Annotated in this window: 21 protein-coding genes; 13 read left to right on the forward strand and 8 right to left on the reverse strand. The window is 61.7% G+C overall.

The window, feature by feature from the left end; all coding sequences use genetic code 11:
* Window positions 1-8: 8 nt before the first annotated feature.
* The 4 genes from rsxG (at window position 9) to gloA (ending at window position 2,547) form a co-directional block, all read left to right on the forward strand.
* Window positions 9-641 carry an electron transport complex subunit RsxG gene (gene rsxG / locus BN1118_RS12720; RefSeq protein WP_043556436.1) on the forward strand — a complete coding sequence of 211 codons (633 nt, stop codon included), beginning with the start codon at window positions 9-11 and terminating at the stop codon, window positions 639-641.
* A gap of 16 nt (window positions 642-657) precedes the next feature.
* Entirely contained in the window at window positions 658-1,416 is a 759-nt protein-coding gene (locus tag BN1118_RS12725; protein ID WP_043141276.1) for an electron transport complex subunit E, read from the forward strand.
* A gap of 14 nt (window positions 1,417-1,430) precedes the next feature.
* Window positions 1,431-2,072, forward strand: a complete 642-nt coding sequence (gene nth, locus BN1118_RS12730) for an endonuclease III (RefSeq protein ID WP_043556437.1) — start codon at window positions 1,431-1,433, stop codon at window positions 2,070-2,072.
* A gap of 61 nt (window positions 2,073-2,133) precedes the next feature.
* Entirely contained in the window at window positions 2,134-2,547 is a 414-nt protein-coding gene (gloA, locus tag BN1118_RS12735; protein WP_042869625.1) for a lactoylglutathione lyase, read from the forward strand.
* 72 nt (window positions 2,548-2,619) lie between these two features.
* Here gloA and BN1118_RS12740 read toward each other — a convergent pair whose 3' ends face one another.
* Together BN1118_RS12740 and BN1118_RS12745 are read right to left on the reverse strand one after the other, a co-directional pair.
* Entirely contained in the window at window positions 2,620-3,495 is an 876-nt protein-coding gene (locus tag BN1118_RS12740) for a flagellar protein MotY (protein ID WP_043141282.1), read from the reverse strand.
* 68 nt (window positions 3,496-3,563) lie between these two features.
* On the reverse strand, window positions 3,564-5,537 hold the full coding sequence (locus BN1118_RS12745) for a methyl-accepting chemotaxis protein (protein ID WP_043141285.1): 1,974 nt from the start codon (window positions 5,535-5,537) through the stop codon (window positions 3,564-3,566).
* Between the two features lie 148 nt (window positions 5,538-5,685).
* Between BN1118_RS12745 and rnt the strand changes: the two genes are divergently transcribed.
* Together rnt and BN1118_RS12755 are read left to right on the forward strand one after the other, a co-directional pair.
* Window positions 5,686-6,348 (forward strand): ribonuclease T, encoded by a 663-nt coding sequence (gene rnt / locus BN1118_RS12750; protein ID WP_043141287.1) that lies wholly within the window; start codon window positions 5,686-5,688, stop codon window positions 6,346-6,348.
* A 262-nt stretch (window positions 6,349-6,610) separates the two neighbouring features.
* On the forward strand, window positions 6,611-7,933 hold the full coding sequence (locus BN1118_RS12755; protein ID WP_043141290.1) for a Na+/H+ antiporter family protein: 1,323 nt from the start codon (window positions 6,611-6,613) through the stop codon (window positions 7,931-7,933).
* A 375-nt stretch (window positions 7,934-8,308) separates the two neighbouring features.
* Here the strand turns inward: BN1118_RS12755 and BN1118_RS12760 are convergent, their stop codons facing one another.
* The 4 genes from BN1118_RS12760 to ydiJ all read right to left on the reverse strand — a co-directional run bounded on the left by BN1118_RS12760 (window position 8,309) and on the right by ydiJ (window position 14,499).
* Window positions 8,309-10,189 (reverse strand): DEAD/DEAH box helicase, encoded by a 1,881-nt coding sequence (locus BN1118_RS12760; protein WP_043556440.1) that lies wholly within the window; start codon window positions 10,187-10,189, stop codon window positions 8,309-8,311.
* A 181-nt stretch (window positions 10,190-10,370) separates the two neighbouring features.
* Window positions 10,371-10,832, reverse strand: coding sequence for a hotdog fold thioesterase (locus BN1118_RS12765; protein WP_043556441.1), 462 nt, complete (start codon window positions 10,830-10,832; stop codon window positions 10,371-10,373).
* Window positions 10,833-10,954: 122 nt separating this feature from the next.
* Entirely contained in the window at window positions 10,955-11,443 is a 489-nt protein-coding gene (locus BN1118_RS12770) for a hypothetical protein (protein ID WP_043556443.1), read from the reverse strand.
* Complete coding sequence (gene ydiJ, locus BN1118_RS12775) at window positions 11,443-14,499, reverse strand: D-2-hydroxyglutarate dehydrogenase YdiJ (RefSeq protein WP_043556445.1); 3,057 nt, start codon at window positions 14,497-14,499, stop codon at window positions 11,443-11,445. The genes BN1118_RS12770 and ydiJ overlap by 1 nt, the downstream gene beginning before the upstream one ends.
* A gap of 169 nt (window positions 14,500-14,668) precedes the next feature.
* Here ydiJ and BN1118_RS12780 point away from each other — a divergent pair, with 169 nt between their 5' ends.
* The 3 genes from BN1118_RS12780 to BN1118_RS12790 all read left to right on the forward strand — a co-directional run bounded on the left by BN1118_RS12780 (window position 14,669) and on the right by BN1118_RS12790 (window position 18,810).
* Window positions 14,669-15,595 carry a cation diffusion facilitator family transporter gene (locus BN1118_RS12780; RefSeq protein WP_043139443.1) on the forward strand — a complete coding sequence of 309 codons (927 nt, stop codon included), beginning with the start codon at window positions 14,669-14,671 and terminating at the stop codon, window positions 15,593-15,595.
* A 311-nt stretch (window positions 15,596-15,906) separates the two neighbouring features.
* Window positions 15,907-17,442, forward strand: coding sequence for a TerC family protein (locus BN1118_RS12785; RefSeq protein ID WP_043556447.1), 1,536 nt, complete (start codon window positions 15,907-15,909; stop codon window positions 17,440-17,442).
* Window positions 17,443-17,688: 246 nt separating this feature from the next.
* A complete protein-coding gene (locus BN1118_RS12790; RefSeq protein ID WP_043556449.1) occupies window positions 17,689-18,810 on the forward strand; it encodes an alkene reductase in 1,122 nt (373 codons plus the stop codon).
* 108 nt (window positions 18,811-18,918) lie between these two features.
* On the opposite strand, the gene BN1118_RS12795 is transcribed toward BN1118_RS12790, so the two are convergent.
* On the reverse strand, window positions 18,919-19,938 hold the full coding sequence (locus tag BN1118_RS12795; protein WP_043556452.1) for an adenosine deaminase: 1,020 nt from the start codon (window positions 19,936-19,938) through the stop codon (window positions 18,919-18,921).
* A gap of 214 nt (window positions 19,939-20,152) precedes the next feature.
* Here BN1118_RS12795 and BN1118_RS12800 point away from each other — a divergent pair, with 214 nt between their 5' ends.
* From BN1118_RS12800 to asnB, 4 genes are all read left to right on the forward strand, one after another.
* Window positions 20,153-20,902, forward strand: coding sequence for an HAD-IIA family hydrolase (locus tag BN1118_RS12800; protein WP_043139434.1), 750 nt, complete (start codon window positions 20,153-20,155; stop codon window positions 20,900-20,902).
* Window positions 20,903-20,993: 91 nt separating this feature from the next.
* Entirely contained in the window at window positions 20,994-22,568 is a 1,575-nt protein-coding gene (locus BN1118_RS12805; RefSeq protein ID WP_043556454.1) for a cation:proton antiporter family protein, read from the forward strand.
* Between the two features lie 113 nt (window positions 22,569-22,681).
* Window positions 22,682-23,050 carry a cupin domain-containing protein gene (locus BN1118_RS12810; RefSeq protein WP_043556456.1) on the forward strand — a complete coding sequence of 123 codons (369 nt, stop codon included), beginning with the start codon at window positions 22,682-22,684 and terminating at the stop codon, window positions 23,048-23,050.
* 193 nt (window positions 23,051-23,243) lie between these two features.
* The gene (asnB, locus tag BN1118_RS12815; RefSeq protein WP_043556458.1) at window positions 23,244-24,908 is read left to right on the forward strand and encodes an asparagine synthase B; all 1,665 of its coding nucleotides are present in this window, start codon (window positions 23,244-23,246) and stop codon (window positions 24,906-24,908) included.
* 123 nt (window positions 24,909-25,031) lie between these two features.
* Here asnB and BN1118_RS12820 read toward each other — a convergent pair whose 3' ends face one another.
* Window positions 25,032-26,528 carry a C69 family dipeptidase gene (locus BN1118_RS12820; protein WP_043556461.1) on the reverse strand — a complete coding sequence of 499 codons (1,497 nt, stop codon included), beginning with the start codon at window positions 26,526-26,528 and terminating at the stop codon, window positions 25,032-25,034.
* Between the last annotated feature and the right edge of the window lie 120 nt (window positions 26,529-26,648).

Below are 26,648 nucleotides of genomic sequence, written 5' to 3' on the forward strand. Positions count from 1 at the left end.
AAGATTCAATGTTAAAGAGCATGCGCAAGAACGGCGTCACCCTGGCGCTGTTTGCCCTGGCCTGCACCGCCGTCGTGGTGCTGACCAATGAGCTGACCCGCGACAGGATCGCCCATCAGCAGCAGCTGGAGAAGCTGCGCACCCTCTCGGCCCTGTTGCCGGAGGGGAGCTATGACAATGATCTGGTGGCCAGCTGCAAGCGGGTGCAGAGCAAGACCTATCTGGGCAGCGATCAGGCCATGCCGCTCTACACAGCGACCCTGCAGGGCGAGACCACAGGCTATGCGCTGGAAACCGTGGCCCCCGACGGCTACAGTGGGGCCATCCGCCTCATCGTCGGCACAGATGCCAAGGGCAACGTCAGCGCGGTGCGGGTACTGGCCCACAATGAGACGCCGGGCCTGGGTGACAAGATAGAGTTGAAGAAATCGAGCTGGATCAACAGTTTTGTCGGCAAGTTCCTCAACCGCGACAACGAGGCCAACTGGGCGGTGAAGAAGGATGGTGGTGAATTCGATGCCTTCACCGGCGCCACCATCACACCCCGCGCCGTGGTCAAGGCGGTGAAGAACCTGCTGCTGTTGCAGCAGGAACACCCTGAATTGCTGCGGGATGCCCCCTCCTGTGACGCCACCCCATAACGCCGGAGCACAAGCCATGGAACAAGTTGATGTGATTGACGGCCAGAGCCTCGCCAACGAAGGCAATGGCCGCCGCGAAGAGCTCAAGGAGCTGATGCTGCAGGGGCTGTGGAAGAACAACCCCTCCCTGGTACAGGTGCTGGGGCTCTGCCCCACCCTGGCGGTCTCCTCCACCTTCACCAATGCCCTGGGGCTGGGATTGGCCACCATGGTGGTACTGGTCAGCTCCAACCTCGCCATCTCCCTGGTGCGCAACCTGGTGCCCAAGGATATCCGCATCCCGGTCTACGTGATGATCATCGCCGCCCTGGTGACCAGCGTGCAGCTGTTGATGAACGCCTACACCTATGGCCTCTATCAGGCGCTCGGCATCTTCATCGCCCTGATCGTCACCAACTGCGTCATCATAGGCCGGGCCGAGGCCTATGCCTCCAAGAACCCGCCGCTGCTGGCGGCCCTCGACGGCTTCATGATGGGGCTGGGCTTTACCCTGGTGCTGCTGGTGCTCGGGGGGCTGCGGGAGATCATCGGCATGGGTACCCTGTTCGACGGCGCCGACCTGCTGCTGGGGGACTGGGCCAAGTCATTGCGCATCGAGCTGTTCCACGCCGACGCCAGCCTGCTGCTGGCGATCCTGCCTCCCGGCGGCTTCATCGGGCTGGGCCTGATGATCGCCGGCAAGAACGCCATCAACGACCGGCTGGGCCGCAAGCAGGCCGCCGACAAGGCCCACTGCGCCGTGCCGGCAGCGGGCGCCCGCGCGACCCAGCTCTGAGACAAGAGGGAGCCATGAACAACCAGAAACGCAGGCAGATCCTGGAGCGGCTGCGGGATGACAATCCCCACCCGACCACAGAGCTCAACTTCAAGACACCGTTCGAGCTGCTGATCGCCGTGCTGTTGTCGGCCCAGGCCACAGACGTGAGCGTCAACAAGGCCACCGACAAGCTCTATCCGGTGGCCAACACGCCCCAGGCCATGCTGGATCTGGGGGTAGACGGGCTCAAGTCGTACATCAAGACCATAGGCCTGTTCAACACCAAGGCCGAGAACGTCATCAAGACCTGCGCCATCCTGCTGGAGCGCCACGGCGGCGAGGTGCCGGAGAACCGCGAGGCGCTGGAAGCCCTGCCCGGCGTCGGTCGCAAGACCGCCAACGTGGTGCTCAACACCGCCTTCGGCTGGCCTACCATAGCCGTTGATACCCACATCTTTCGGGTGTCGAATCGCACCGGTTTCGCGGTGGGCAAGAACGTGGATCAGGTGGAAGAGAAACTGCTGAAGGTGGTGCCCGCCGAGTTCAAGCTGGACGTGCACCACTGGTTGATCCTGCACGGCCGTTACACCTGTCTGGCTCGCAAACCCCGCTGTGGTTCCTGTATCATCGAGGACCTTTGCGAGTACAAAGAGAAGATCTACCCGGAGAGCTAGGCAACCATTGCCTCCTCCTGCCTGATTACAGAATCGTGAATCCCAAGGGGAGAATTAAGCCATGAGAATTCTGCACACCATGCTGCGCGTCGGCGATCTGCAACGCTCCATCGACTTCTACACCCGGGTGCTGGGGATGAAGCTGTTGCGCAAGAGCGAGAACAGCGAATACAAGTACACCCTGGCCTTCGTCGGTTACGGCGACGAGAAGGATGAGGCCGTCATCGAGCTCACCTACAACTGGGGCGTGAGCGAGTATGAGCTGGGATCGGCCTACGGCCACATCGCGCTGGAAGCGGACGACATCTATGGCACCTGCGATGCGCTGCGTGCCGCCGGCGCCAAGATCACCCGCGAGCCGGGCCCGGTCAAGGGTGGCAAGACGGTCATCGCCTTCGTGGAAGATCCGGATGGTTACAAGATTGAACTGATCGCCAAGAAAGATGCAGGCACAGGCCTGGGTGACAGCTTCTAAGGCATGGTCAGGACAAGATCCCCATAAAAAAGAGCGCCAAGGCGCTCTTTTTCATTGAATGATATCCGCCCATCAGATGGCGCCATTACGGCCCATGTTGATCACCACACGCCGGTTCCTGGCGCGGCCATCTTCGGTTTCGTTGGAGGCGACGTGCTGCTTCTCGCCATGCCCCTCGACCGAGACCTTGCCAGGTTCGATACCCAGATCCACAAACACCTTCTTGATGGCATCGGCCCGTTTCTCGGAGAGTTTCTGGTTCGGCCAGCGACCGCCATAGCTGTCGCTGTAGGCGTCGATCACCACCACATCGATACTCTTGTCGACCTTCACATACTCGCCGATCATCGCCAGCCGCCGTTTGGAAGCCAGCGACAGCTGGTCGCTGTTCTTGTCATAGGTGAGCACGCTGAAGGCGATGTCGTTGAAGCTGTATGGCAGCAGGCCGTTCAGGCAATCCACGAAAGCCTGATACTTGACCCGGAAGTTGACCGAGGAGAGCGACACCCGCACCGGCCGGTTCTGGCGATACCAGTCGCGGTACTGGAAGGTCGGCATACGCCCCCCCTCCAGCTCGTCCAGCATGGTCCAGGCGGTCTGCCCCTCCACCAGGCCATCGAACTGCTGGTAGAAACGCAGCTGGCTCACTTCCCGTCCGGCGATGCCGGGACGCCAGACTGGCGGCATGATCCCCAGACTGACCGTCTGGGTCTGAGCCTGCTGACGCAGCCCCTTGAGTTCGAAATCCAGATTGATCTTGCGGCCGGCCCGACTGACGAAGGCCCCCGTACCCCAGTTGGGAATAGGGTGTTCTAGGCGACACTCCACTTGCGTGTCCGAGGTCAGGCGCCAGACGGATTGATCCAGGCCGGCACCAAACTCGGTGACGCCCGCCTGTAACTGCATACTCACGGATATGCTGACCAACCCTAACATCCAAGCGTTCAACTGCCTGCCCTCCACACGATCTCACGTTAGGTATCGGCAAGGGCAGGACAAGCTTTAGGGCAAACCACTCAGTGGGGTGCAGGACGCTCCATCAGCTTGAAACTGGCGATGCGGCCCGCCAGCTCGCGAGCCAGCAGATCCAGCTCGGCGCTGTTCTGCTGCAAGGTTTCCGAGTGCAGGCGATGGGCCTCGTACACCTCGCGTATGGTCATCACGTTGTGCTGTATGTCGTCGGTGACGTAGCGCTGCTCCTCAGTGGCCGTCGCCACCTGGGCCGTCATGTCGCTCACCTTGCGCACCTCGTTGACTATGTCGGTCAGCTCGCTGCCCGCCCGCTTGGCCTCGGTCACGCTCAGGCCCGCCTGCTCTGTGCCCAGGTGCATGGCGGTGACCGCCTGATTGGCGCCCTGGCGCAAACGGACCAGCATACGCGCTATGTCATCCGCCGCCTGCTGGGTACGGGAGGCGAGCGCCCTCACCTCTTCGGCCACCACCGCAAAACCGCGGCCTGACTCACCGGCACGGGCCGCTTCGATGGCGGCGTTGAGGGCCAGCAAATTGGTGCGATCCGAGATCTGCTTGATGAGGTTGAGCGCCTCGCCGACCGACTCTGTATCCTGATGCAGGCTGTCCACCAGTTGCTGGGTATCGATCAGGGTGCCCGCCACCTGCTGGATGGCGTCTATGGTCTGATCCACCTCTTTATCACCCTGGCGGGCCCGGCCTATGGCCTGCTGGGTCGCCAGCGAGGTCTGGGTCGCGTTGCGCGCAATCTCGGCCACGGTGGAAGCCATCTCGGTGGCGGCGGTCGCCACCAGATCCACCTGACCAAAGCCCCTGACCACGCCGGCGTTGACCTCGGCTATCACGTCTGCCGACGCGGCGGCGCTGCGGGCCAGCACCTCGCAGGAGCGGCGTACCGCCAGCAGCAGCCCCTCGAGATGTGCGAGGAAATGGTTCAGATCCCGTGCCAGCGCGCCCAGCTCGTCACCGGATTGCCAGTTGACCCGCACCGTCAGGTCATTCTCCTGCACCAGCCGTTTGAAGGTCTGGTGCAGGGCCATGAAGCCCAGATGCAGATCCCGCACCACCCGCCAGCAGACGAAGGTGGTCAGCGCCACGCACAGCAAGACCCCGATAGCCGCCCACCAGAAGTCGCTGGCACTTTGGGCCCGCATCTGGCCGACCCGCTCGGACAGCTGCTGGTAGAGGCGATCCTCACTCTCCTTGAGCAGGCCAATCTTGTCGGTACTCAAGGCAAACCAGGCCTCGGCATCGATCCCGAAGCCCCCGGTGGCCGCCTTGTCCAGCGCCAGTTTTTCCATAGCCGCCACCTTGGCCACCACGGGAGAGGCCAGGCTGTCGGCCAGCAGCTGACGCTGTGACGGGCTGGCCACCGCCTGGAAACGCTCGAGATAGGTATTCTGGGCCGCCAGCAGGGAGATGAATTGCTGCAACAGCGCGGGGGTGAAGCCGTCACGACCGAACACATTGCTCAGGGTCGCCCGCTCCAGCCCCATGCGCTCCTTGCTCTGCAAGAAGGCGGCATAGGCATTGGTCTGCAGCGCTATGTCGGCATCCTGGCTGTTGAGGCTGACCTGATCCACCACGGCCAGCAGCTGACTGATGAGACGACTGTAGAAGCTGACCTGCTCCGCCACCTCGACCCCCAGCGCACCGACCCGTTCACGCATGGCGACAAGCCCGGTCAGTGCCTGTTGCACCTCTCCCAGCGCCAGCAGGGCGGGCTCCTCGTGAAAACGTGCCAGCAGGGTATCGACCAGCTTGCGCTGGGCGGGCAGAGCGTCGCGGAACTTGTTGCCGCCGGAGCCCAAAAAACCCGCCGACATGCCGCGCTCCTTTTGCAGCTCGTGGGCCAGTTGCGCCGCCTCCCGCACCACCTCGAGCGCGACCTGCGCCTGCGCCATCTTCTGCTCGACCCGATAACGCTCATACACGTATCGGCCGGAGAAAAACAGCAAAGCCAGCAGCGGCAGGCAGACCACCAGCAACATCTTGTGCGCCAATCCCAGCTTATTCATCGTCGCTCCCCATTCCATTGTTGAAGTGGTCAATTATAAGCCCGAGTGTCGATAATAGAATCAGACACCTGTCTCATGGCTGCGGATGAGGGACAAGGGCCGGCTTTTTTGCCATAATGCCGCCTCATTTCACGCCGACCGAGATACCATGACCGACGCTGTTCACACCCTCAAGGGCCGTTTTCGTGGCTTTTACCCCGTCGTCATCGATGTTGAAACCGCCGGGTTCAATGCCAGAACCGACGCCTTGCTGGAAATCGCCGCCTATACCCTCAAGATGGATGAGGATGGCTGGCTTCTGCCCGACCAGATCTTTCATTTTCACGTCGAGCCATTCGAAGGCGCCAACCTGGAGAAGGCGGCGCTGGAGTTCACCGGCATAGATCCCTTCAATCCGCTGCGCGGTGCCGTCAGCGAGAGAGAAGCGCTGACCGAGATCTTCAAGGGCATTCGCAAGGGGATGAAGGAGCACGACTGCGGCCGCGCCATCATAGTGGCCCACAACGCCACCTTCGATCACGGCTTCGTGATGGCCGCCGCCGAACGTGCCGGCCTCAAGCGCAATCCGTTCCATCCGTTTGCCACCTTCGATACCGCCGCCCTCTCCGGCCTGGCACTGGGACAAACCGTGCTGGCCAAGGCGTGTCAGAGCGCCCGCATCCCGTTTGACAATAAAGAGGCGCACTCAGCCCTGTATGACACAGAACGCACTACCGAGCTGTTTTGTCATATCGTCAACCGCTGGAAGAGCCTGGGTGGCTGGCCACCGGCCCATCCGGACGATGCCCCCACCGACGATGCAAGCGAATAACCGGTTTGAGCAATGAGCAAGAAGGCTGCCCTGGCAGCCTTCTTCTATTGGGTTGGCAGTATCAAGCTGGTTTGACCAGAATGGCGAAAACAGGCCCATACAAGGCCGTTTTTCACCCCCACGCCCGTCTTGCTCCCCCAGCCCAGCCAAGAATGCTGCCAACAGGCGTTTTGCCTGATTTTTTACTCGACATTTGTCACGTTTTTCGCAAACTAACGGCCTTTCACATGACAGACAGCAACACAATCCATAAGGAAATCAAATGAATCCTGTTGTTATCGCAGTTGCGCTGATGCTGGTGCTCAGCCTGCTGCGGATCAATGTGGTGGTCTCCCTCTCCATCGGCGCCATCGTCGGCGGCCTGATCGGCGGACTCTCACTGCAGGAGACACTCAGCACCTTTACCGGTGGTCTGGGTGGCGGCGCCGAAATCGCCCTCTCCTATGCCATGCTGGGGGCCTTTGCGGTCGCCATCTCCCGCTCCGGCATCACCGACCTGCTGGCCCGCAAGGTGATCAGCCAGTTGGGCAAGGATGCCAGCAGCTCTCGCATTCTCTGGGTCAAGAGCCTGCTGCTCACCTCGGTACTGGCGGTCTCCATCTCCTCCCAGAACCTGATCCCGGTCCACATCGCCTTCATTCCCATCCTGATCCCGCCGCTGCTGCACGTCATGGCCCAGATGCAGATCGACCGCCGTCAGGTGGCCTGCGTCATCACCTTCGGCCTGACCGCAACCTATATGCTGTTGCCGGTCGGTTTTGGCGGCATCTTCCTCAACAACATCCTGGCCAAGAATCTGATCGACAACGGCGTGCCGGTCGAGCACGGCCAGTTGCCGCTGGCGATGGCCATTCCTGTGCTGGGCATGTTCGTCGGTCTCTTGATCGCTGTCTTCATCAGCTACCGCAAGCCGCGCCAATATGATCTGGAAAAAATCCTGGCCGCCGAGCCGGAAGCGGTGGAGCTCAACCTCAATCACATCTGGGTGGCCCTGCTGGCCATAGGCGTGGCCCTGGGGCTGCAGTTGATGACCAACAGCATAGTGCTGGGGGCGCTGGCCGGTTTCGTCATCTTCACCTGCGGCGGTGTCATCAAGTTTCGCGAGAGCCAGGACGCCTTCACCCAGGGCGTGCGCATGATGTCTCTCATCGGCTTCATCATGATCTCGGCCGCCGGCTTCGCCGCCGTGATGAAGGCCACCCACGGGGTGGAGAGCCTGGTGCAGTCCGTCTCCGCGGTGATTGGGGACCAGAAGGGCCTCGCCGCCTTCCTGATGCTGCTGGTCGGCCTCTTGATCACCATGGGGATAGGCTCCTCCTTCTCCACAGTGCCCATCATAGCCACTATCTATGTGCCCCTGTGCATCCACCTCGGCTTCTCGCCCATGGCCACCATAGCCCTGGTGGGTGCAGCCGGTGCGCTGGGGGATGCGGGTTCCCCCGCCTCCGACTCGACGCTCGGCCCCACCTCCGGCCTCAACGCCGACGGCCAGCACGACCACATCTGGGACAGCGTGGTGCCCACCTTCATCCACTACAACATACCGCTCATCATCTTCGGCTGGATTGCCGCCATGGTGCTCTGAGCCCCCGGACAAGATAGATGCAAATACGCAAAAGGCGACCTCAGGGTCGCCTTTTCGTTGTCCGTCATGTGCAACCCGTCCTCCAGCCAGGGCTTGGCACAGGTGTCCTGCTGGCAGGCACTCGCTTGGCTCGGGATCCCCTCTCAACTCCGGCCCAGGCTATTGCCACCACGGCTGGCTTGCCCCAACACAGGTGTCACAGACTGCAGGCGACAGGGCAGAGGCAGAGGCAGAGGCAGAGGCAATATGCTAGCTCTCCCTAGCCAACACAATCCCGGCCTCTGAGCGGGGCCAGTCCAGACCCATCAACCAACCAAATGACAGGCAACAAAAAGGCCGCTCAATGAGCGGCCTTTTTATCAAGACTATCAGGACTTAGCTGTCGCGGCGCTTGTTGCCACCGAACTTGCGATCCTTGTTGAAGCCACCTTCACGGCGCTCCCCGCTCTTGTTGAACGGACGGTCACCGCTGGGGCGGCGATCCTTGTTGAAAGGACGATCGCTGCGCGGAGGACGGGGGGCAGTGTTGCTGCCGGCCGGCACTTCGGTGTAGCGGGTGATCATCAGCGGACGCTGACAAACACGGGCTTTCTTGATCACTTCCAGCACATCGGCGGTCATGCCCTTGGGCAGATCGACGGTGGAGAAGTCATCGGCGATGTCGATGTTGCCGATGAAACGGCTCTCGATGTTCGCTTCGTTGGCGATGGCGCCCACGATCTGGCCCGGCTTGACACCGTGATGGGCACCCACGTCTACGCGGTAACGCTCCATCTCTACATCAGGATTGTCTTTCAGCGGACGCGGCTCGAGAGACGGCATGCGACGGGCAGGACGATCACCACGGTCGGCGAAGTCACGACCACCGTCACGGCGTTCGAAGTCACGGCCACCACGATCGTTGCTCGGGTTGAACTGCGGCTCTGCGATGGACTCATCCAGCAGCAGCGGTTGGTCACCCTGCACCAGCTTGGCCAGTGCGGCAGCCAGCTCCAGCGGATCGGCAGAATCTTCTTCGATCAGCTCGTTCACCAGGTTGTGGTAGATCTCAAGCTCTTCGCCCATCATGGTTTCCCGGATGCGCTCTTTGAACTTGGTCATGCGGTGCTGGTTGATGTCCTCGGTGCTCGGCATCTTCATCGGCTCGATGGCCTGACGAGTGGCGTGCTCGATGGCGCGCAGCATGCGGCGCTCACGGGGAGCAACAAACAGGATGGCCTCACCCTTGCGACCAGCACGGCCGGTACGGCCGATACGGTGTACGTAGGATTCGGTATCGTACGGAATGTCGTAGTTCACCACGTGAGTGATGCGCTCAACGTCCAGACCACGGGCGACGACGTCGGTGGCGATCAGGATGTCCAGCTGGCCTTGACGCAGCTTGTCGACGGTACGCTCACGCAGCTTCTGCGGGATGTCACCGTGCAGCGCTTCACAGGCGTGACCACGGGCGGCCAGTTTGCCAGCCAGCTCTTCGGCCGCGTTCTTGGTGCGCACGAAGACCAGTACGGCTTCGTACGGCTCGACTTCCAGCAGACGGGTCATGGCGTCCAGCTTGTGCAGACCGGTTACCTGCCAGTAGCGCTGGCGGATGGTCGGTGCGGTGGACGTCTTGGTGATGATCTTGATCTCTTTCGGCTGCTTCAGGTGCTTCTGGGCAACACGACGGATCTGGTCCGGCATGGTGGCAGAGAAGAGCGCGACCTGACGGGTGGCCGGGCACTGTTCCATGATCCAGTCCACGTCGTCGATGAAGCCCATACGCAGCATTTCATCGGCTTCGTCCAGAACCAGGGCTTTCAGGCCGGAGAGGTCCAGGTTCTTGCGACGGATCAGGTCCATCACACGGCCAGGGGTACCGACGACAACCTGAGCACCACGACGCAGGGCGCGGGTCTGGGTTTCGTAAGAGGAACCACCGTAGATGGGCAGGACATGGAAGTCCGGCATGTGCTTGGCGTAACGTTGGCACGCCTCGGCAACCTGCAGCGCCAGTTCACGGGTCGGTGCCAGCACCAAAACCTGGGTATTGCGGTTACCAGCTTCCAGACGAGACAACAGAGGCAAGGCAAAAGCAGCGGTCTTCCCTGTACCGGTTTGCGCCTGCCCCAGCAGATCGTGTCCCGCCATCAGGTGGGGAATTGCTGCGGCCTGGATCGGTGACGGGCGCTCATAGCCCACGTCCTGCAGCGCTTTCAATACAGGCGCGGCCAGTCCAAGCTCACTAAAAAGGGGCAGTTGTTCGGTATCAGACATAGATTCTTCCAGATTAAGGCAGGCGGCTAAGCACCGCGGAATAGCAAAAAGGCGGCGATTATAGCGCCACTTTGTTCTGCTGTCTTGAAAAATGTGATAAGCCTCTCAAGACGTTGGCAATTATAGAGGGATCTCGCGACTATGGCTTGCTTATTTTGCACTCATGGTGCGTTATTGCAGATCACTCCTCGCTGGAGTCCTTGCCCCGCTTGTGTTTGAGCACTGCCATGGTCAATCGACTGGTGCACAGTAAACGCTCACGTTCGTCTCGAATTTCAATCTGCCACACCTGGGTCGTTGCCCCCAGATGCAGTGGCGAGCAACGCCCCGTCACCACCCCTTCCCGCTTGGCCCGCAGATGGTTGGCATTCACTTCCAGTCCCACACAGTAGCTGTCCGCGCCCACCGCCATATTGGCGGCCAGGGATCCCAGCGTCTCTGCCAGCACAACGGACGCACCGCCGTGCAGCATGCCAAGGGGCTGATGGGTGCGGTGATCCACCGGCATGGTGGCCGCCAGCCAGTCAGGGCCAAAGGCGGTGTAGACGATGTCCAAGTGGGCCATCAGGGTGTTGCGGGAACTGGCATTGAGCCCCTCCAGGCTCATGGGCTTGCGCCAGATGGCGCTGTTTTCTTGACTCATGGCGAGCAGACTCCTTGTGTGATCAACGGGTTATACATGAGCAGTGTCGGCGAAAAAGGGCTGGAAAAGAAGATGCCCCTATCAGGGGGCATCTTGCCAAGCCAGCTCCTGATGCCGGACTCTCACCAGGGATAGGTCACGCCGGGCCACTCGGCCCAGGGCTGCTCCCTCCCCGGCAAGCAGGGGTCGGGCCAGTGCCACACCTTGCCCAGCCAGAGCCGCAGTTCGGCTTCCAGCTCAACATCGGTGAGGGGGGCCTCGGCCAGCCTCCAGAAGAAGAGCTCCACCGCCACCTCCGGCAGCACCGAGGGGTAGAGATAGACCCCGCCCCAAAATTGCGGCTCCCGCTCCGGGCTCCAGAGGCCATAGGCGAAGGAGCGCTTGGCCAGAAACTCGGAACGCTGCCACTCCAGATCCCCCTCGTGCTGGCCCAGACTGAACTGGGCAGAGGGCCAGACGTCATCCGGGCGAAACAACTGGTGCAGCTGCTCCCGCTCGCGCTGCATGGCCACAAACTCCACCACAGCCTGGCTCTGGGCGACAGACAACAGCAGGAAGTGCGGGTGCCGAAAGGCTTGTGGCACCCGAAACCGCTTGGGCAGCGTCAGCATCAGAGCAGTTCCAGCAGGGCCTGCAGCGGATGCTTGAGTTTATCCCCCTCCATCCGCTTGACCTGGCTGCGGCACGAGTAACCTGTGGCCAGACAGCGCTCTTTGGGCAGGCGGGAGAGCGGCTCTGCCCAGCTAAGCCCGTAGATCCCCTTGGAATTTTCCACCTGTTTGGCGTCGTGGCCATAGGTGCCGGCCATGCCGCAGCAACCCACGGACACAGGCTGCAAGCGGCCCCCAAAACGCTGGAACAAGGTGCCCCAGTCACCGTGAGTCGACGGCTTGGCGGTCTTCTCAGTGCAGTGGGCAAACAGATACCAGGGCTCGGCCTGCTCACCCTCGCTCACCCTGCTCTCAGGAGCGGGTAAAGAGAGCAGCCACTCCTGGGGCAGCAGCACCTGAAAGTCGCCACGGGCCGAACCCAGGGCCTTGGCATACTCGTCCCGATAGCAAAGCACCAGTGAAGGATCGACTCCCACCATGGGAATGCCCAGCGCCGCTATCTTGTTGAGGAACTGGGCACTGTTGGCCGCGGTGCGGGCAAAAGCGCGCAGGAACCCCTTCACGTGCTGGGGCTTGCCGTTGGGCTTGAATGGCAGCAGATAGGGTTGCAGCCCAAGCTTGCTGGCAAGCTTCACCAAGTCCCGCACCACGGGGGCGTCGTAATAACTGGTGAAGGGATCCTGCACTATGAGCACCACGTTGGCACGCTGCTCCGGGCTCATGGCCTCGAGGCCCGGCAGGTCGAAATAGCGCGCCTTGTTGTCGTGCAGGGATTCGGCCAGGGTCGGCACGCTCAATAGCGGCACATCCACCATGCCGATGCTCTTCTCGGTCGCCTTCTGGGCCCACTCTTTCTCGAGGAAGAAGTTGACCAGTTTCGGCGCTCTGGCCAGCAGGGGGGCATAGCTTTCGACTGTGCCGACGAAGTAATCCTTGGGGCCCCGCAGGTAGCGGCTGTGATAAAGCTGCATGAAACGGGCGCGGAAGGTGGGCACATCCACCTTGATGGGGCACTGGCTGGTGCAGGCCTTGCACGCCAGGCACCCTTCCATCGCCTCCATCACCTCGTGGGAGAAGTCATACTGGCCGCGGGCACGGGCCAGGGTGTTGCGAAACTTGTCGACAATGCTCTTGAAACGCAGACCGCCGCTTTGCAGCGCCACCTCCTCGGCCAGGGGATCGAAGCCCTGCTGTGCCAGCTGGCGCAGCCATTCGCGCATCAGCCCGGCCCGCCCTTTCGGCGAGTGGCGACGGTCGCGGCTGATCTTGACCGAGGGGCACATGGGGGAGTCGGTCTCGAAGGTGAAACAGAGGCCGTTGCCGTTGCAATCCATGGCGCGGGTATAGCTTTCCCGCACCGCAATCGGGATCTGGCGGTCGAACTTGCCGCGCTTGGGCCCGTCCACCGACACCAGTTCGGCCCCGCTGCCATAAGGCATGCAGATCTTGCCCGGGTTGATGCGGTTGGCGGGGTCAAAGGCCCCCTTGACCCGTTGCAGCTCTTCCCACAACTCGCCGAAGAAGGCGGGGCTGTATTCGGAGCGAAAACCCTTGCCGTGCTCGCCCCACATCAGGCCGCCATATTTGGCGGTGAGCGCCACCACCTGATCCGAGATGCGTCGCAGCAGCACCTCCTGCTCGGGATCGCACAAATCCAGCGCCGGGCGCACGTGCAGCACGCCCGCATCGACGTGACCGAACATGCCGTAGTCGAGGCCATGGCCATCGAGCAGGGCGCGAAACTCCATGATGAAATCGGCCAGGGATTCCGGCGGCACGGCAGTATCTTCGGTGAAGGCCACCGGCTTCTTGCGTCCCTCGGCGTTGCCAAGCAGCCCTACCGACTTCTTGCGCATGGCGTAGATGGTCTCGATGCTCGGCAGATGGCTGCACACCTGATAGCCGATGATGCCCGCCTCGCCACGCGCCAACAGATCGTCGATACGGCGGCACAGCTCGGCCACCTTGGCTTGGTGCTTGTCCTCATCTGTGTCGGCAAACTCGACGATGTTGAGCCCCTGCAGATCCTTGCCGGGCACGTCCTCAATGAAGGCCTTGACCGAATGCCAGATGATGTCGGCGCGAGCCAGCCCCAGCACCCGGGAGTCCACCGTCTCCACCGACAGGGCCTGCGCCTCCACCATAAAGGGGGCATTGCGCAGAGCCGACGGGAAGCTGTCGTACTTGACGTTGACGAGCGTTCGGTAGCGCGGAATGGCCGTGATGTTGAGGCGGGCCTCGGTGATGAAGCCAAGAGATCCTTCCGAGCCGCACAGCACCCGGCTTATGTCCAGTGTGTCGGTCTCGGGAATATAAAGATGCTTGAGATCGTAACCGGTCAAGAAGCGGTTGAGCTTGGGGAAGGTCGCCTCTATGTCGGCGCGGCGCTCTTTACCGATGCGGTAGAGGGTGCGATAGATCTCCCCCTCCCGGCTTTCAAGCGCCAGCTTGTCGGCGAGACGCGCCCCCGTGACCGGCTCGGTCGCCATGAGATCGCCGTTCTCCAGCACTGCTTTCAGGCCAAGCACGTGATCCGAGGTCTTGCCGTAGACCAGCGACCCCTGCCCCGAGGCATCTGTGTTGACCATGCCGCCCAGGGTGGCGCGGTTGGAGGTGGAGAGATCCGGCGAGAAGAAGTAACCGTGGGGTTTGAGATAGGCGTTGAGCTGGTCTTTCACCACACCAGCCTGGGCCCGCACCCAGCCCTCTTCCAGATTAATTTCCATGATCTGGTTCATATGGCGCGAGAGATCGACGATAATGCCGCCGCCCAAGGATTGACCATTGGTGCCGGTACCGCCGCCGCGAGGGAAGAAACTCAAGGTCGCGTACTCGGGCCCCTGGGCCAGCTTGAGCATCACCGCAATATCGTCCGCACTGCGCGGATAGAGAACCGCCTGAGGTACAACCTGATAGACGCTGTTATCCGTCGCCATCGCCAACCGGCTTGCATAAGACTTTTCGATATCACCACGAAATGCGCTGCGCTCTAGCAACTCAAGAAACTGCAGGGTTGCGGGTGACAAACTGTCCTGGTAATCGAGTCTCGGGATCATGAATCCTTGTTCCCATCCTTTGCTTGATGCCGGTACTCCGGCGACAACGACCGTTCGGGCCAGCCTCTTCGCGGGCCCCCGAACCAGTCCGCTCACATGTGAGCGGGCAGTATATCAGCTAGAAAACCGCTTGCGCGCGCAATCTTCACCATTTGAAAGGAGGACTTTTATGGCTCATTACAGCCATGTTATCAGTACGCTGATCCGCACCGAAAAACAGGCGCTGACCCTGTCGCTGTTCGGTTGCATCACCTTTGCCATCTTCGGCATCGGCTATGGCCTGTTCGTCGGCTCCAACGCCATCATGCTCGATGGCATCTTCACCCTGTTCAGCATGGGCATGACGGGGCTCGGGCTCATCACCGCCTACCTGGTTACCCGCCCCTCAGATGATCGCTTCCAGTACGGCTACGCCCACTTCGAGCCCATCACCAACGTCATCAACGGCGCCATCATTCTGCTGCTCTGCCTCGGCGCCTTCTACAGCGGTATCACCTCCCTGCTGGCAGGAGGCCGGGAGATCGATCTCGGCCACGCCCTCGTCTACGCCGCCGTCTGCACCTTCTTCTGCGCCATCATCTATCGCATCGAAGCCCGGGTCGCCGAGCAGATTGACTCCGAGCTGGTGCGGGTCGACTCCAAGGAGTGGCTGGTGGATACCCTGCTCAGCGCCACCCTGCTGATCGGTTTCGTGGTGGCCATCGGGCTCGATGCCCTCGGCTACGGCCACTACAACCGCTACATAGATCCCGTGCTGGTCACCCTGCTGGCCCTCTGTGCCACCCTGATCCCCATCAAGGTGCTGGGCCGCAACCTGCGGGAGGTGTTGAAGATAGCCCCCAAGGGCGATGTGCCCCGGCAAGTTGAGCAGGAGATCGAGGCCCTGCGCCTGCGCCATGGCATCGAGTGCTACAGCCATCTGGCGAAAAGCGGCCGCCGCTTCGATCTGGAATTGAACATTCTGGTGGCGCCGGGGCAGGAGTGGCCCATCGAGCGCCAGGATGCCCTGCGCCAGGAGCTCTGGTCCCGCCTCGGCGATACCCTGGGGGATGCCTGGCTCTCGGTCTGCTTCACCCGCGAGAAACGCTGGTTGTAAAGACCGGTCGGGGGAGTGCGACCCGGTCGCCTCCCCCTGCGTCCTCACATCTTGATCGCCCTGTGCTTGTCAAATTAATCGCCCTGCGCTTGCCAATGCGCCGATTCCCGCTATCATCAGGGCTCATTTTTAACCCGAGGTTTTATTGCCCATCATGGACAATCCCCGAAGTTGCCCTTCGTTTCTCCCTGTCAAAATGTATCTGTTATTGCTCCACCAGCGCCTCTGAAAACACTCAAGCTTCGTGCTCCCACGGCCATAGTTCGCCGTCACTGACACCCGCTCTGTCTGTTTTTTATTGAGGTCATTACATGGAATTGCTGCTGGATCCCCACATCTGGGTGGGTCTGTTTACCCTGATCATTCTGGAAATCGTGCTGGGGATCGACAACCTGGTCTTCATCGCCATCCTGGTGAAAAAACTGCCCCCCGCCCAGCGGGACAAGGCCCGCATCATAGGCCTGTCGCTGGCCCTGCTGATGCGTCTGGGCCTGCTGGCGGTGATGTCGTGGCTGGTGACCCTGACCGCCCCCATTCTTCAGCTCGGCGAGCTCGTCTTCTCCGGTCGGGATCTCATCCTGATGGGCGGCGGCCTGTTCCTGCTGTTCAAGGCCACCACAGAGCTGCACGAGCGGCTGGAGGCCAACCCCGAGTCCGGCGGCCACAGCGGCGTCTACGCCAGTTTCGGGGTTGTGGTGGCGCAGATCCTGGTGCTGGATGCCGTCTTCTCGCTGGATTCCATCATCACTGCGGTGGGCATGGTGGAACACCTTGGCGTCATGATGGCGGCCGTGACCATCGCCATGCTGGTGATGGTGCTCGCCTCCAAGCCCCTGACCCAGTTCGTCAACGCCCACCCGACCGTGGTGGTGCTCTGCCTGAGCTTCCTGCTGATGATCGGCTTCAGTCTGGTGGCGGAAGGGTTTGGCTTCCATATTCCCAAGGGCTACCTCTACGCGGCCATCGGCTTCTCGGTGCTGATCGAGTTCTTCAACCAGCTCTCCCAGCGCAGCGCCGAGCGCCACGAGGCCAAGCAGCCCCTGCGCGAGCGCACCACGGCTGCCATCTTCAAGCTGATGGGCAGCAAGGCATATCAGGACAGACCGGACGATGATCTGGATGCGCCGGCGCCTGCGCCGCTGAGCTTTGGCGAGGAGGAGCGTTACATGGTGACCGGGGTCTTGTCGCTGGCCGAGCGCTCCATCCGCACCATAATGACGCCGCGCTCCGACATGGCCTGGATCGATGTCAACGACTCGCCCGAGGAGATCCGCGCCCTGCTGCAACAGGAGCCTCACAGCCTGTTCCCTGTCTGTGACGGTGATCTGGACGAGATCATAGGCGTGGTCAAGGCGCGGGATCTGCTGTTTGCCCTCAACGAAGGGCAACCGTTGAGCGAGCTGGCCAAGCAGAACGACCCCATCATAGTGCCGCAGACCATCAACGTGATCCGGCTGCTGGCGGAGCTGCGCAAGGCGAAAGGCAGCCTGATCCTGGTCTCCGACGAGTTTGGCGTCATTCAGGGGCTGGTCACCACCCACGACCTGCTGGAGGCCATCGTCGGCGAACTGCCGGACGAGGACGAGACCCCGGACATGGTGCGCGACGGAGAAGGCTGGCTCATCAACGGCAGCACCAACATCCATCATGTGGAGCAGGTGCTGGAACACGAGGGGCTGGTGAGCGAGAGCGATGAATACGTGACCCTGGCGGGCATGCTGCTCTCCCACTTCGGCTCCTTGCCCACCCCGGGCCAGCAGCTGCAACTGCAGCAGCTCTGCTTCGAGGTGGTCGAGGTGAGCGAGCGCCGCATCGAACGGGTACGGGTCATGCCGCTGGGGACCTGAGCCCCGGTCGCGTGAACAGGGAGGGCCAAGCAGGCCCTCTTTTTATTGCGCTGTTGTTGCACTTTTTATTGCACGACACCGCAGCCAGCTCTCCTTCAGCTGCCCGCTGGCTCGCCAGCGAGCGCCATCCAGACCCTGTGCCGATGGATTGATGCCATCACTGCAATTCTTTTCTGCAATTACCCCCCTTTTTCACAACAAGCCGCAGGGCTAGAGTGGCCTCACTCCCACCATGAGGAACTCAAAATGAGCCACGATCACCTGTTCTGCCCGCTGCGTCTGGGCCAGTTGCACCTTAACAACCGTATCGTCATGCCCCCCATGACCCGCTCCCGTGCCAGCCAGCCCGGTGATGTGGCCAATGCCATGATGGCCACCTATTACGCCCAGCGCGCCGGGGCCGGCCTCATCATCAGCGAAGGTACCCAGGTAGACCCCATGGGCAAGGGCTATGCCTGGACCCCGGGGATCCACAGCGCCGAGCAAGTGGCCGGCTGGAAGGGGGTGACAGACGCGGTACACGCCAAGGGCGGCACCATCTTCGCCCAGCTCTGGCACGTGGGCCGGGTCACCCATACCGACAACCTGGGCGGCGCCCAGCCTATCTCCTCGTCGGCCATCAAGGCCGTGGGTGTCAAGGTGTTCGTCGATAACGGCAGCGATGCCCCCGGCTTCGTGGAGACGGTCACCCCGCGCGCCATGACCCAGCAAGACATAGATGCAGTGGTGGGCCAGTTCCGCCAGGCGGCCCGCAACGCCATGCTGGCCGGCTTCGACGGCATAGAGCTGCACGCCGCCAACGGCTATCTCATCAACCAGTTCCTCGACTCCGAGTCCAACACCCGCACCGACAACTACGGCGGCTCGCTGGAAAATCGCCTGCGCTTCCTGAAAGAGATGACAGAGGCGGTCAGTGCCGAAATCGGAGCAGACCGCGTCGGCGTGCGCCTCGCGCCGCTCACCACCCTCAACGGCACCGTCGATGCCAACCCGCAGCAGACCTATCTGGCCGCCGCCCGCTTGCTGGGGGAGCTTGATGTCGTCTACCTGCACATCGCCGAGGCGGACTGGGACGATGCCCCCCTGATGCCGGAAAACTTCAAGCAGGGGCTGCGGGACGCCTTCCCCAACACCCTCATCTATGCGGGCAAATACGATGGCGAGCGAGCCCGGGCCGCCCTCCAGGCCGGTTGGGCCGACATGATTGGCTTTGGTCGCCCCTTCGTGGCCAACCCGGATCTGCCGAACCGGCTGCGCCACGGCTACCCGTTCGCCCCCCACGATCCGGCCACCCTGTTTGGTGGTGGCGAACAGGGGCTGACCGACTACCCGACCTATCAAGAGGCCACCGAGCCGCAATCGGCCTGATACCGGCCAGCGGCCCCTGTCGGCGCATCAGCCCGTCGAAACCAAGCAGGCCCGCCATCACTGGCGGGCCTGCTGTTTTGTGTCGCCGACGCAACCGGCCGCACGAGACTAGTAGAGGGCGACCCCGTAACAGGCGGCATAGCTCCTGATCTCCCGGGTGAGCCGTGCCTTGTCCGCCAGGCTGAGCCAGCTCGCCTCGACGGCATTGAGCGACAAGCGGCAGAGCTGATTCATGCTGGCACCAAGGTCATGGGCCAGGGCGTGGAAATTGGCCGCCATGTAACCGCCGAAGTAGGCGGGATCGTCGGAGTTGATGGTGACGCAGAGCCCCTGCTCCAGCAGGGTGAGCACATTGTGATGGGCCATGCGGTCAAACACCTTGAGCCGGGTGTTGGAGAGGGGGCAGACGGTAAGCGGCAGCCGGGTATCGGCGAGATAGCGCAGCAGTTCGGGATCCTCTGCCGAGCGTACCCCGTGATCGATGCGCCGCACCTCCAACTCATTGATGGCCTGCCAGATGTACTCGGCAGGCCCCTCTTCACCCGCGTGGGCCACCACCGGCAGCCCCAGCTCGCGGCAGCGGGCAAACACCCGGGCAAACTTGCTGGGCGGATTGCCCTTCTCCCCCGAGTCGAGGCCGATACCGTGAATGCGGGCGAGGAACGGCATCGCCTCAGCCAGGGTGGCGAAGGCGGCCTCTTCGCTCAGGTGGCGCAGAAAGCTCATGATAAGGCGCCAGCTGATGCCCAACTCCCGCTCCCCCGCCTGCAGCGCGCGCTCTATTCCCCCCAGCACGGAGGCGAAGGGCACGCTGCGGGCGGTGTGGGTCTGGGGGTCGAAGAAGATCTCCACGTGCACCACCTTGTCGGCGGCGCAGCGTTCCAGATAGGCCCAGGTGAGGTCGAAGAAATCCTGCTCGGTGACGAGCACGCTGGCGCCCAGGTAGTAGAGATCGAGAAAGGTTTGCAGACAGTCAAAATCATAGGCGGCGCGCACGCTCTCCACATCGGGCCAGGGCAGGGCCACCCCGTTGCGTTTGGCCAGGGCAAACATCAGCTCAGGCTCGAGCGTCCCTTCGATATGCAGGTGCAACTCCAGCTTGGGCAAACCGGCAATAAAGTTATCCATGATGATGGCTCCATCAACACACAGACCGCGGGATCTGCCACTCGCAGAGCGGATCCCTCCCCTCTTCTGCTCATTGTGCACCTATCTCTGATTGTGGGGGAGACTTGTCATCAAACAGACTTATAATGGCGTCACAAAAACAACATAACTGATTGAAGATATTAAGAGTTGGCGCAACTTTCCGCCGCCTCTTGCGCCTACACAAGGAGTCCCCATGAAGAAAAGTGTCATCTGTGACATCGACGGCGTCATACTGCACAACAACGATCTGGTGCCCGGTGCTGACCGCTTCGTCCATCGCCTGCTGGAGCAGGGCAGCAAGCTGTTGTTCCTCACCAACTATCCGGCCCAGACCCAGAAAGATCTGCAAAACCGCTTCCGCTCCGCCGGGATCGAGGTGCCGGAAGAGTGCTTCTACACCTCCGCCATGGGCACCGCCGATTTTCTCAAACGCCAGGATGGCAAGAAGGCCTATGTGATTGGCGAGGGAGCCCTGACCCATGAGCTCTACAAGGCCGGCTTCACCATCACCGACATAGACCCCGACTTCGTGGTGGTGGGCGAGACCCGCAACTACAACTGGACCATGATGCAGCTGGGCGCCAAGTTCGTCGATCAGGGGGCCCGCTTCATCGCCACCAACCCGGATACCCACGGCCCCATGATGCACCCGGCCTGCGGCGCCCTCTGCGCCCCCATAGAGCGGATGACCGGCAAGAAGCCCTTCTATGTGGGCAAGCCGAGCGCCTGGATCATTCGGGCGGCACTCAACCGGATGGAGGCCCACTCCGATGACACCGTCATCATAGGCGACAACCTGCGCACCGATATTCTGGCGGGCTTCCAGGCCGGTCTCGAAACCGTGCTGGTGCTCTCCGGGGTGAGCAAGGTGGCGGATATCGATCGCATGCCGTTTCGCCCGAACCACATCTTCGACTCGGTCGTGGACATAGACATCGTCTGATCGCCGGCCCGGGCATGGCGCCGCCATGCCCGTCGTCAGGCCGTCACCAGCATCTAGCCGGGGCTGACCCGCAGCCCCCGAAGGACGCGAAATGGAACCAATGATGATCGCCGTGGCCTTCGGGTGCGGCATGCTGGTCAACCTCATAGGGTTGCCACCCCTGCTGGGCTTTCTGGCCGCCGGCTTCCTCCTCAACGGCATGGGCTATCACAACACCCTGGCACTGAACGAGGTCGCCGATCTCGGGGTCACCCTGCTGCTGTTCACCATAGGTCTCAAGCTCAACGTCAAGACCCTGATGCGGCGCGATGTGTGGGGCACTACCAGCGTCCACCTGCTCTGCTCCACCCTGCTGTTTGCCGTGATTCTGCTGGTGTGCAAGGGGCTGGGGCTCGCGCTGGCCCTGTCGCTGGACTGGAAGCTGGCGCTGCTGCTCGGCTTTGCCCTCTCCTTCTCCAGCACCGTCTTTGCGGTCAAGGTGCTGGAGGATCGCAGCGACATGAATGCCCTCTATGCCCGGCTCGCCATCGGGGTGCTGATCATGCAGGATGTGTTCGCGGTGGCCTTTCTGGCGTTTTCCAGCGGCCAGTGGCCCAGCATCTGGGCACTCTGGGTGCTCGGCTTGCCGCTGCTGCGCCCCTTGCTGTTCAAGCTCCTGGAGCGCGCCGGCCACGGCGAGCTGCAGGTGCTGTTCGGGATCTTCCTGGCGCTGGTGGTGGGCGCCGCCGGTTTTGAGGTGGTGGGGCTCAAGCCCGATCTGGGGGCGCTCATCATCGGCATGATGCTGGCCTCCCACCCGGCCGCCGCCGGGCTGGCCAAGGCGCTGTTCAATCTCAAAGACCTCTTCCTCGTCTGCTTCTTCCTGACCATAGGTCTCAACGGCCTGCCGACCCACGATACCATGCTGCTGGCGCTGGCATTGGTGCTGGCGCTGCCGCTCAAGAGCGCGCTCTACTACCTGGTCTACAGCGGTGCCCACCTGCGGGGGCGTACAGCCCTGCTCTCCACCCTGGCGCTCACCAACTTCTCGGAGTTTGGCCTGATCGTGGCCGCCATCGCCGCCAAGGCGGGGTGGATCTCCCATGAGTGGCTGGTCGCCCTTTCACTGGCGCTGGCGGCAAGCTTCATGATCTCGGCACCGCTCAACAGCCAGAGCGAGCGGATCTACCACAGACTCGGCAGCTGGCTGCGCGGGATCCAGGCCAACACCCTGCACCCGGAGGACAGGCCCATCGAGCTCGGCGATGCCGAGGTGATCATCCTCGGCATGGGCCGCATCGGCCAGGGGGCCTACTTCGAGCTGGAGAACAAGTACGGCACAGTGATCCTCGGGGTGGAGAACGACAGCGAGAAGCTGCCCACCCTGCGCGCCCAGGGGATGAACGTCATCGAAGGAGACGCCACCGATACCGACTTCTGGGACAAGGTGCTGCTCTCCAACCAGGTCAACCTGGTGCTGCTGGCCATGCCCCACCACTCGGGTAATCTCTACGCCATCGAGAAGCTGCGCAGCCACGGCTTTGGCGGCAAGATAGCGGCCATAGTCCGCTTCGAGGATGACATCGCCTCCCTGCGCGAACAGGGGGTGGATGCTGTGTTCAACGTCTACGACGAGGCGGGCAGCGGCTTCGCCCGCCATGTCATCAAGCGGTTGCAGCCACGCTGACGGCGCTTGGCAAGGTGAGACGTATCGTTTACGTTATGCACAACTGTGTTTAATAAAACGAACAAACGCGGGACCGTATGGTCCCGCTTTTATATCCTTGCCAAGGAGGCACCATGAAGACCCTCAACGACTGGATCCTGCTCAGCAGCCACCAGGCCGCCCCCATCCCGCTGATGCCCGCCCCCGAGCGCATTAAAGCAGGCAACCCGGCGCAAACTGTCTGGAACCACTACTCGGATCCGAGCCAGCAGTTTCACGTGGGCTTCTGGGCCTGCGAGCCCGGCCGCTGGGCCATCCACTACACGGAGCACGAGTATTGCCAGCTGCTGGAAGGGGATGTGGTGATCCACGACAGTCAGGGCAGCCAGCTTGCCCTCAAACCGGGGGATCAGTTCATTATTCCGGCAGGCTTTGTCGGGCAGTGGGAGACACTCACCCCCTGTCGCAAGCTCTATGTGATCTTCGAGCCCGCCACCGCTTGACGCGCGCGTCAAGTCGCCCCTCTGTACCCGCCGCTTGATGCCCCCGTCGGCTTGACGTTTGCGGCATGATTTTGTGCGGTTTTCCCGCTTGCAAAAGGTTTTTGCGCTAGGCATTGTGATTGGCGAGGAATGTAAATGGAATTTCGAGCCCGTTCGTGGGGGGCTCCTATAAAAATCAAGAGGATTACCGCCAATGTGTTCTATTTTCGGCATTCTGGACATCAAATCCGATGCAGCAGCCTTGCGCAAATCGGCCCTGGAGATGTCCAAGCGATTGCGTCACCGCGGTCCTGACTGGTCCGGCGTCTACAGCACAGACAAAGCCATACTGGTGCACGAGCGCCTGGCCATCGTCGATCCGGGCAATGGCGCCCAGCCGCTCTACAACCCGGAGCGCACTCACGTATTGGCCGTCAACGGCGAGATCTACAACCACAAGGAACTCGAGAAGAACCTCAAGGTCGACTTCCAGTTCCAGACCCACTCCGATTGCGAGGTGCTGCTGGCGCTCTACAAGGAGAAGGGCCCCGCCTTTTTGGACGATCTGAACGGCATCTTCGCCTTCATCCTCTATGACGCAGAGCAGGATGCCTACCTGATTGGTCGTGACCACATGGGGATCATCCCCCTCTATACCGGTCGCGACGAGCACGGCAACTTCTATGTCGCCTCCGAGATGAAAGCCCTGGTGCCGGTCTGCAAGAGCGTCGAAACCTTCCCGCCGGGACATTACCTGTGGAGCAAGGATGGCGAGCTCAAACAGTGGTACAAACGCGACTGGATGGAGTACGCAGCGGTCGAGCACAAGGTCAGCGACCGGGCTGAACTGAAAGCCGCGCTGGAAGCGGCGGTCAAGCGCCAGCTGATGTGCGACGTGCCCTATGGCGTGCTGCTCTCCGGCGGTCTGGACTCGTCCGTCATCTCCGCCATCACCAAGATCTATGCCGCCCGCCGGGTGGAAGACGATGGCAAGAGCGAGGCCTGGTGGCCCCAGCTGCACTCCTTCGCCGTCGGCCTGGAAGGCTCGCCGGATCTCGCCGCCGCCCGCAAGGTGGCCGATCACCTCGGCACCATTCACCACCAGATCCACTTCACAGTGCAGGAGGGGCTGGATGCCCTGCGCGACGTCATCTATCACCTCGAGACCTATGACGTCACCACCATACGTGCCTCCACCCCCATGTACCTGATGGCCCGTTATATCAAGGCGATGGGGATCAAGATGGTGCTCTCCGGCGAGGGTTCGGACGAGCTGTTTGGCGGTTACCTCTACTTCCACAAGGCGCCGAACGCCCGCGAGTTCCACGAGGAGAACGTGCGCAAGCTCGCCTCCCTGCATCTGTATGACTGCCTGCGGGCCAACAAGTCCATGGCCGCCTGGGGCGTGGAGGGTCGCGTGCCCTTCCTCGACAAGGAGTTCATGGACGTGGCGATGCGCCTCAACCCTGCCGACAAGATGTGCGGCAACGGCAAGATCGAGAAACACATACTGCGCGAAGCCTTCGAGGAGCTGTTGCCCCACGAAGTGGCCTGGCGCCAGAAGGAGCAGTTCTCCGACGGCGTGGGTTACTCCTGGATTGACAGCCTCAAGGCCATGGTCGAAACCGAAGTGACGGATCAGATGTTCGAGGCGGCGGCGTTCCGCTTCCCCGTCAACACCCCGCTCACCAAGGAGGCCTACTACTACCGCGCCATCTTCGACGAGCACTTCCCGCTGGAGTCCGCCGCCCGTACCGTGCCCTACGGCAAGTCGGTCGCCTGCTCCACCCCGACCGCCTTGGAGTGGGATGCCAAGTTCAAGGAGATGGCCGACCCGTCCGGTCGCGCCGTGATGGACGTCCACCAGCAGAGTTACTGATCCGCTGACGGATATCCTGGCCAACCAGCCAACAACAAAGCCCCTCGCGAGGGGCTTTTATTTTTTGGCCATGGCGATGGCGCTCGTCAGCTCAGCTGGCCGATGTTGCCGCGTTGAGCGACATCAATCCTTTTTCGCCTTGTTGGCAAAGAAGATATCGGCCTGAATATCCTGAGTGCGGACGGTGAAGACCTGGTTGGTCAGATCGTCGGTCAGTGCTTCCGCATCCTTCATCACCCGCAGATTGAAGTCGTTGAGCATACGGTTGGCGGCGGCCTTGTCTGTTTTGACCGTTTTCAGATAGCTGGCTTCCATCTCTTTCTGCTCGTTGGCGATCTTCGCCTCCCAGCTCTGGTAAGCCTGCTTCACCATGGGCGCCAGCTTGGGGTAATCGGTCATCACCAGGGTCTGCAGTTTGCGATATTTCCAGTAGATGGAGTCGCTGTCCGCCTTGTCGCTGCCCAGGGCATAGTGGGCTGGATAGGCTTCCAGACCGCTGTAATAGGGAACGAAGGCGGTCAGGTCTGCCATGCCGAGGCCCACATAGGTCACCTCCCCCACCTCGCGCGGCATCCAGGGGCGCACTTGCATCACATGGGCCTCATAGGTGCGAAATACGCTGATGGGGCGCCACGGCTCCTGGCCGTTCAACCCTTTGCCATAGGGGTCGTGCTCGGTGCCGTCATAGTGATTGCGCAGCACCGCCTTGACCTCATCCAGGGTCATCTTCTTCTCGGGGGTCAGGGTGACAGGGAATTGGCGACCGGCATCCACCGCCTGCTTGAGCGAGGGGTTGAACATCTGCTGTATGGTCCAGACCCGGGGATCGTTATAGGTACGATCCCGCTCGTCGTCGCGGGTATAGGCCTGCGAGAAATTGAACTTCCCATCCTTTTGTGGCTGGTAGAGCCCCTTCTCGGTGGCAAACTCGACCAGATTTTTCGAGCCCATCATGTCGGCACTCTTGGGATCGTAGTGCTGCAGGCGCCCCTGATTGCCAGAGGCAAAATACTGATCCTTGGGCAGGCGCTGCGCCATCCAGTGGTGACCGGTGGCTGTCTCCAGATACCAGAGCTCATTATCATCCACCACGGCGACGCCAAACCCCTCCCCCGCCCCCAGGGTCTCTATGATGTTGCCCAGCAGGGCGACCGCCTCGCGAGCCGAGGTGGTGCGCGAAAGCAGCACATCGGGAATGTCATCCTCGGTGATGCCCTTGTCCTCGACATAGGGATCGAAGGCGAGCGCCTCGGGCGACGCGAAAATGGACTCGGTGCCGCTCACCCCCACCCCTTTCTCGTTGAAACCTGTGGCGCCGTGCAGCTGGGTCTTCCAGTTCGGCACAGTGGTGTAACGCAGGGAGTTTTTCGGCAAGGGGTAGCTAAAATCATTGGCGCCGTTGTGAGCCTTGGAACTGTGCACACCGCTCTGCCCCTGTTTAGCCGGATGGATCACGAAATGCTGGGCTTTCAGCGCATCGCTGTCGGCGCTGCGGGCCACCATCATGGAGCCATCGGCGCTGGCCTCGCTGCCTACCAACAGGGTCGTGCAGGCGAACGCCGACGAGAAGAGAGCAAGGTTGATGGAGAGTGCGACGACGCACTTCTTGAAGGAATGCATGATATCTCCTTGTTGCAAAATTAACGTGAAATGCCCCTTCCCATCTAGTGATGGATATAGCTGACAGGGTGACACGCTCGATAAACCTGAATGCCATGAGCCCTGTCGACGGGTTATCAA

The sequence above is a fragment of the Aeromonas bestiarum genome (assembly GCF_000819745.1).
Taxonomy (GTDB): domain Bacteria; phylum Pseudomonadota; class Gammaproteobacteria; order Enterobacterales; family Aeromonadaceae; genus Aeromonas; species Aeromonas bestiarum.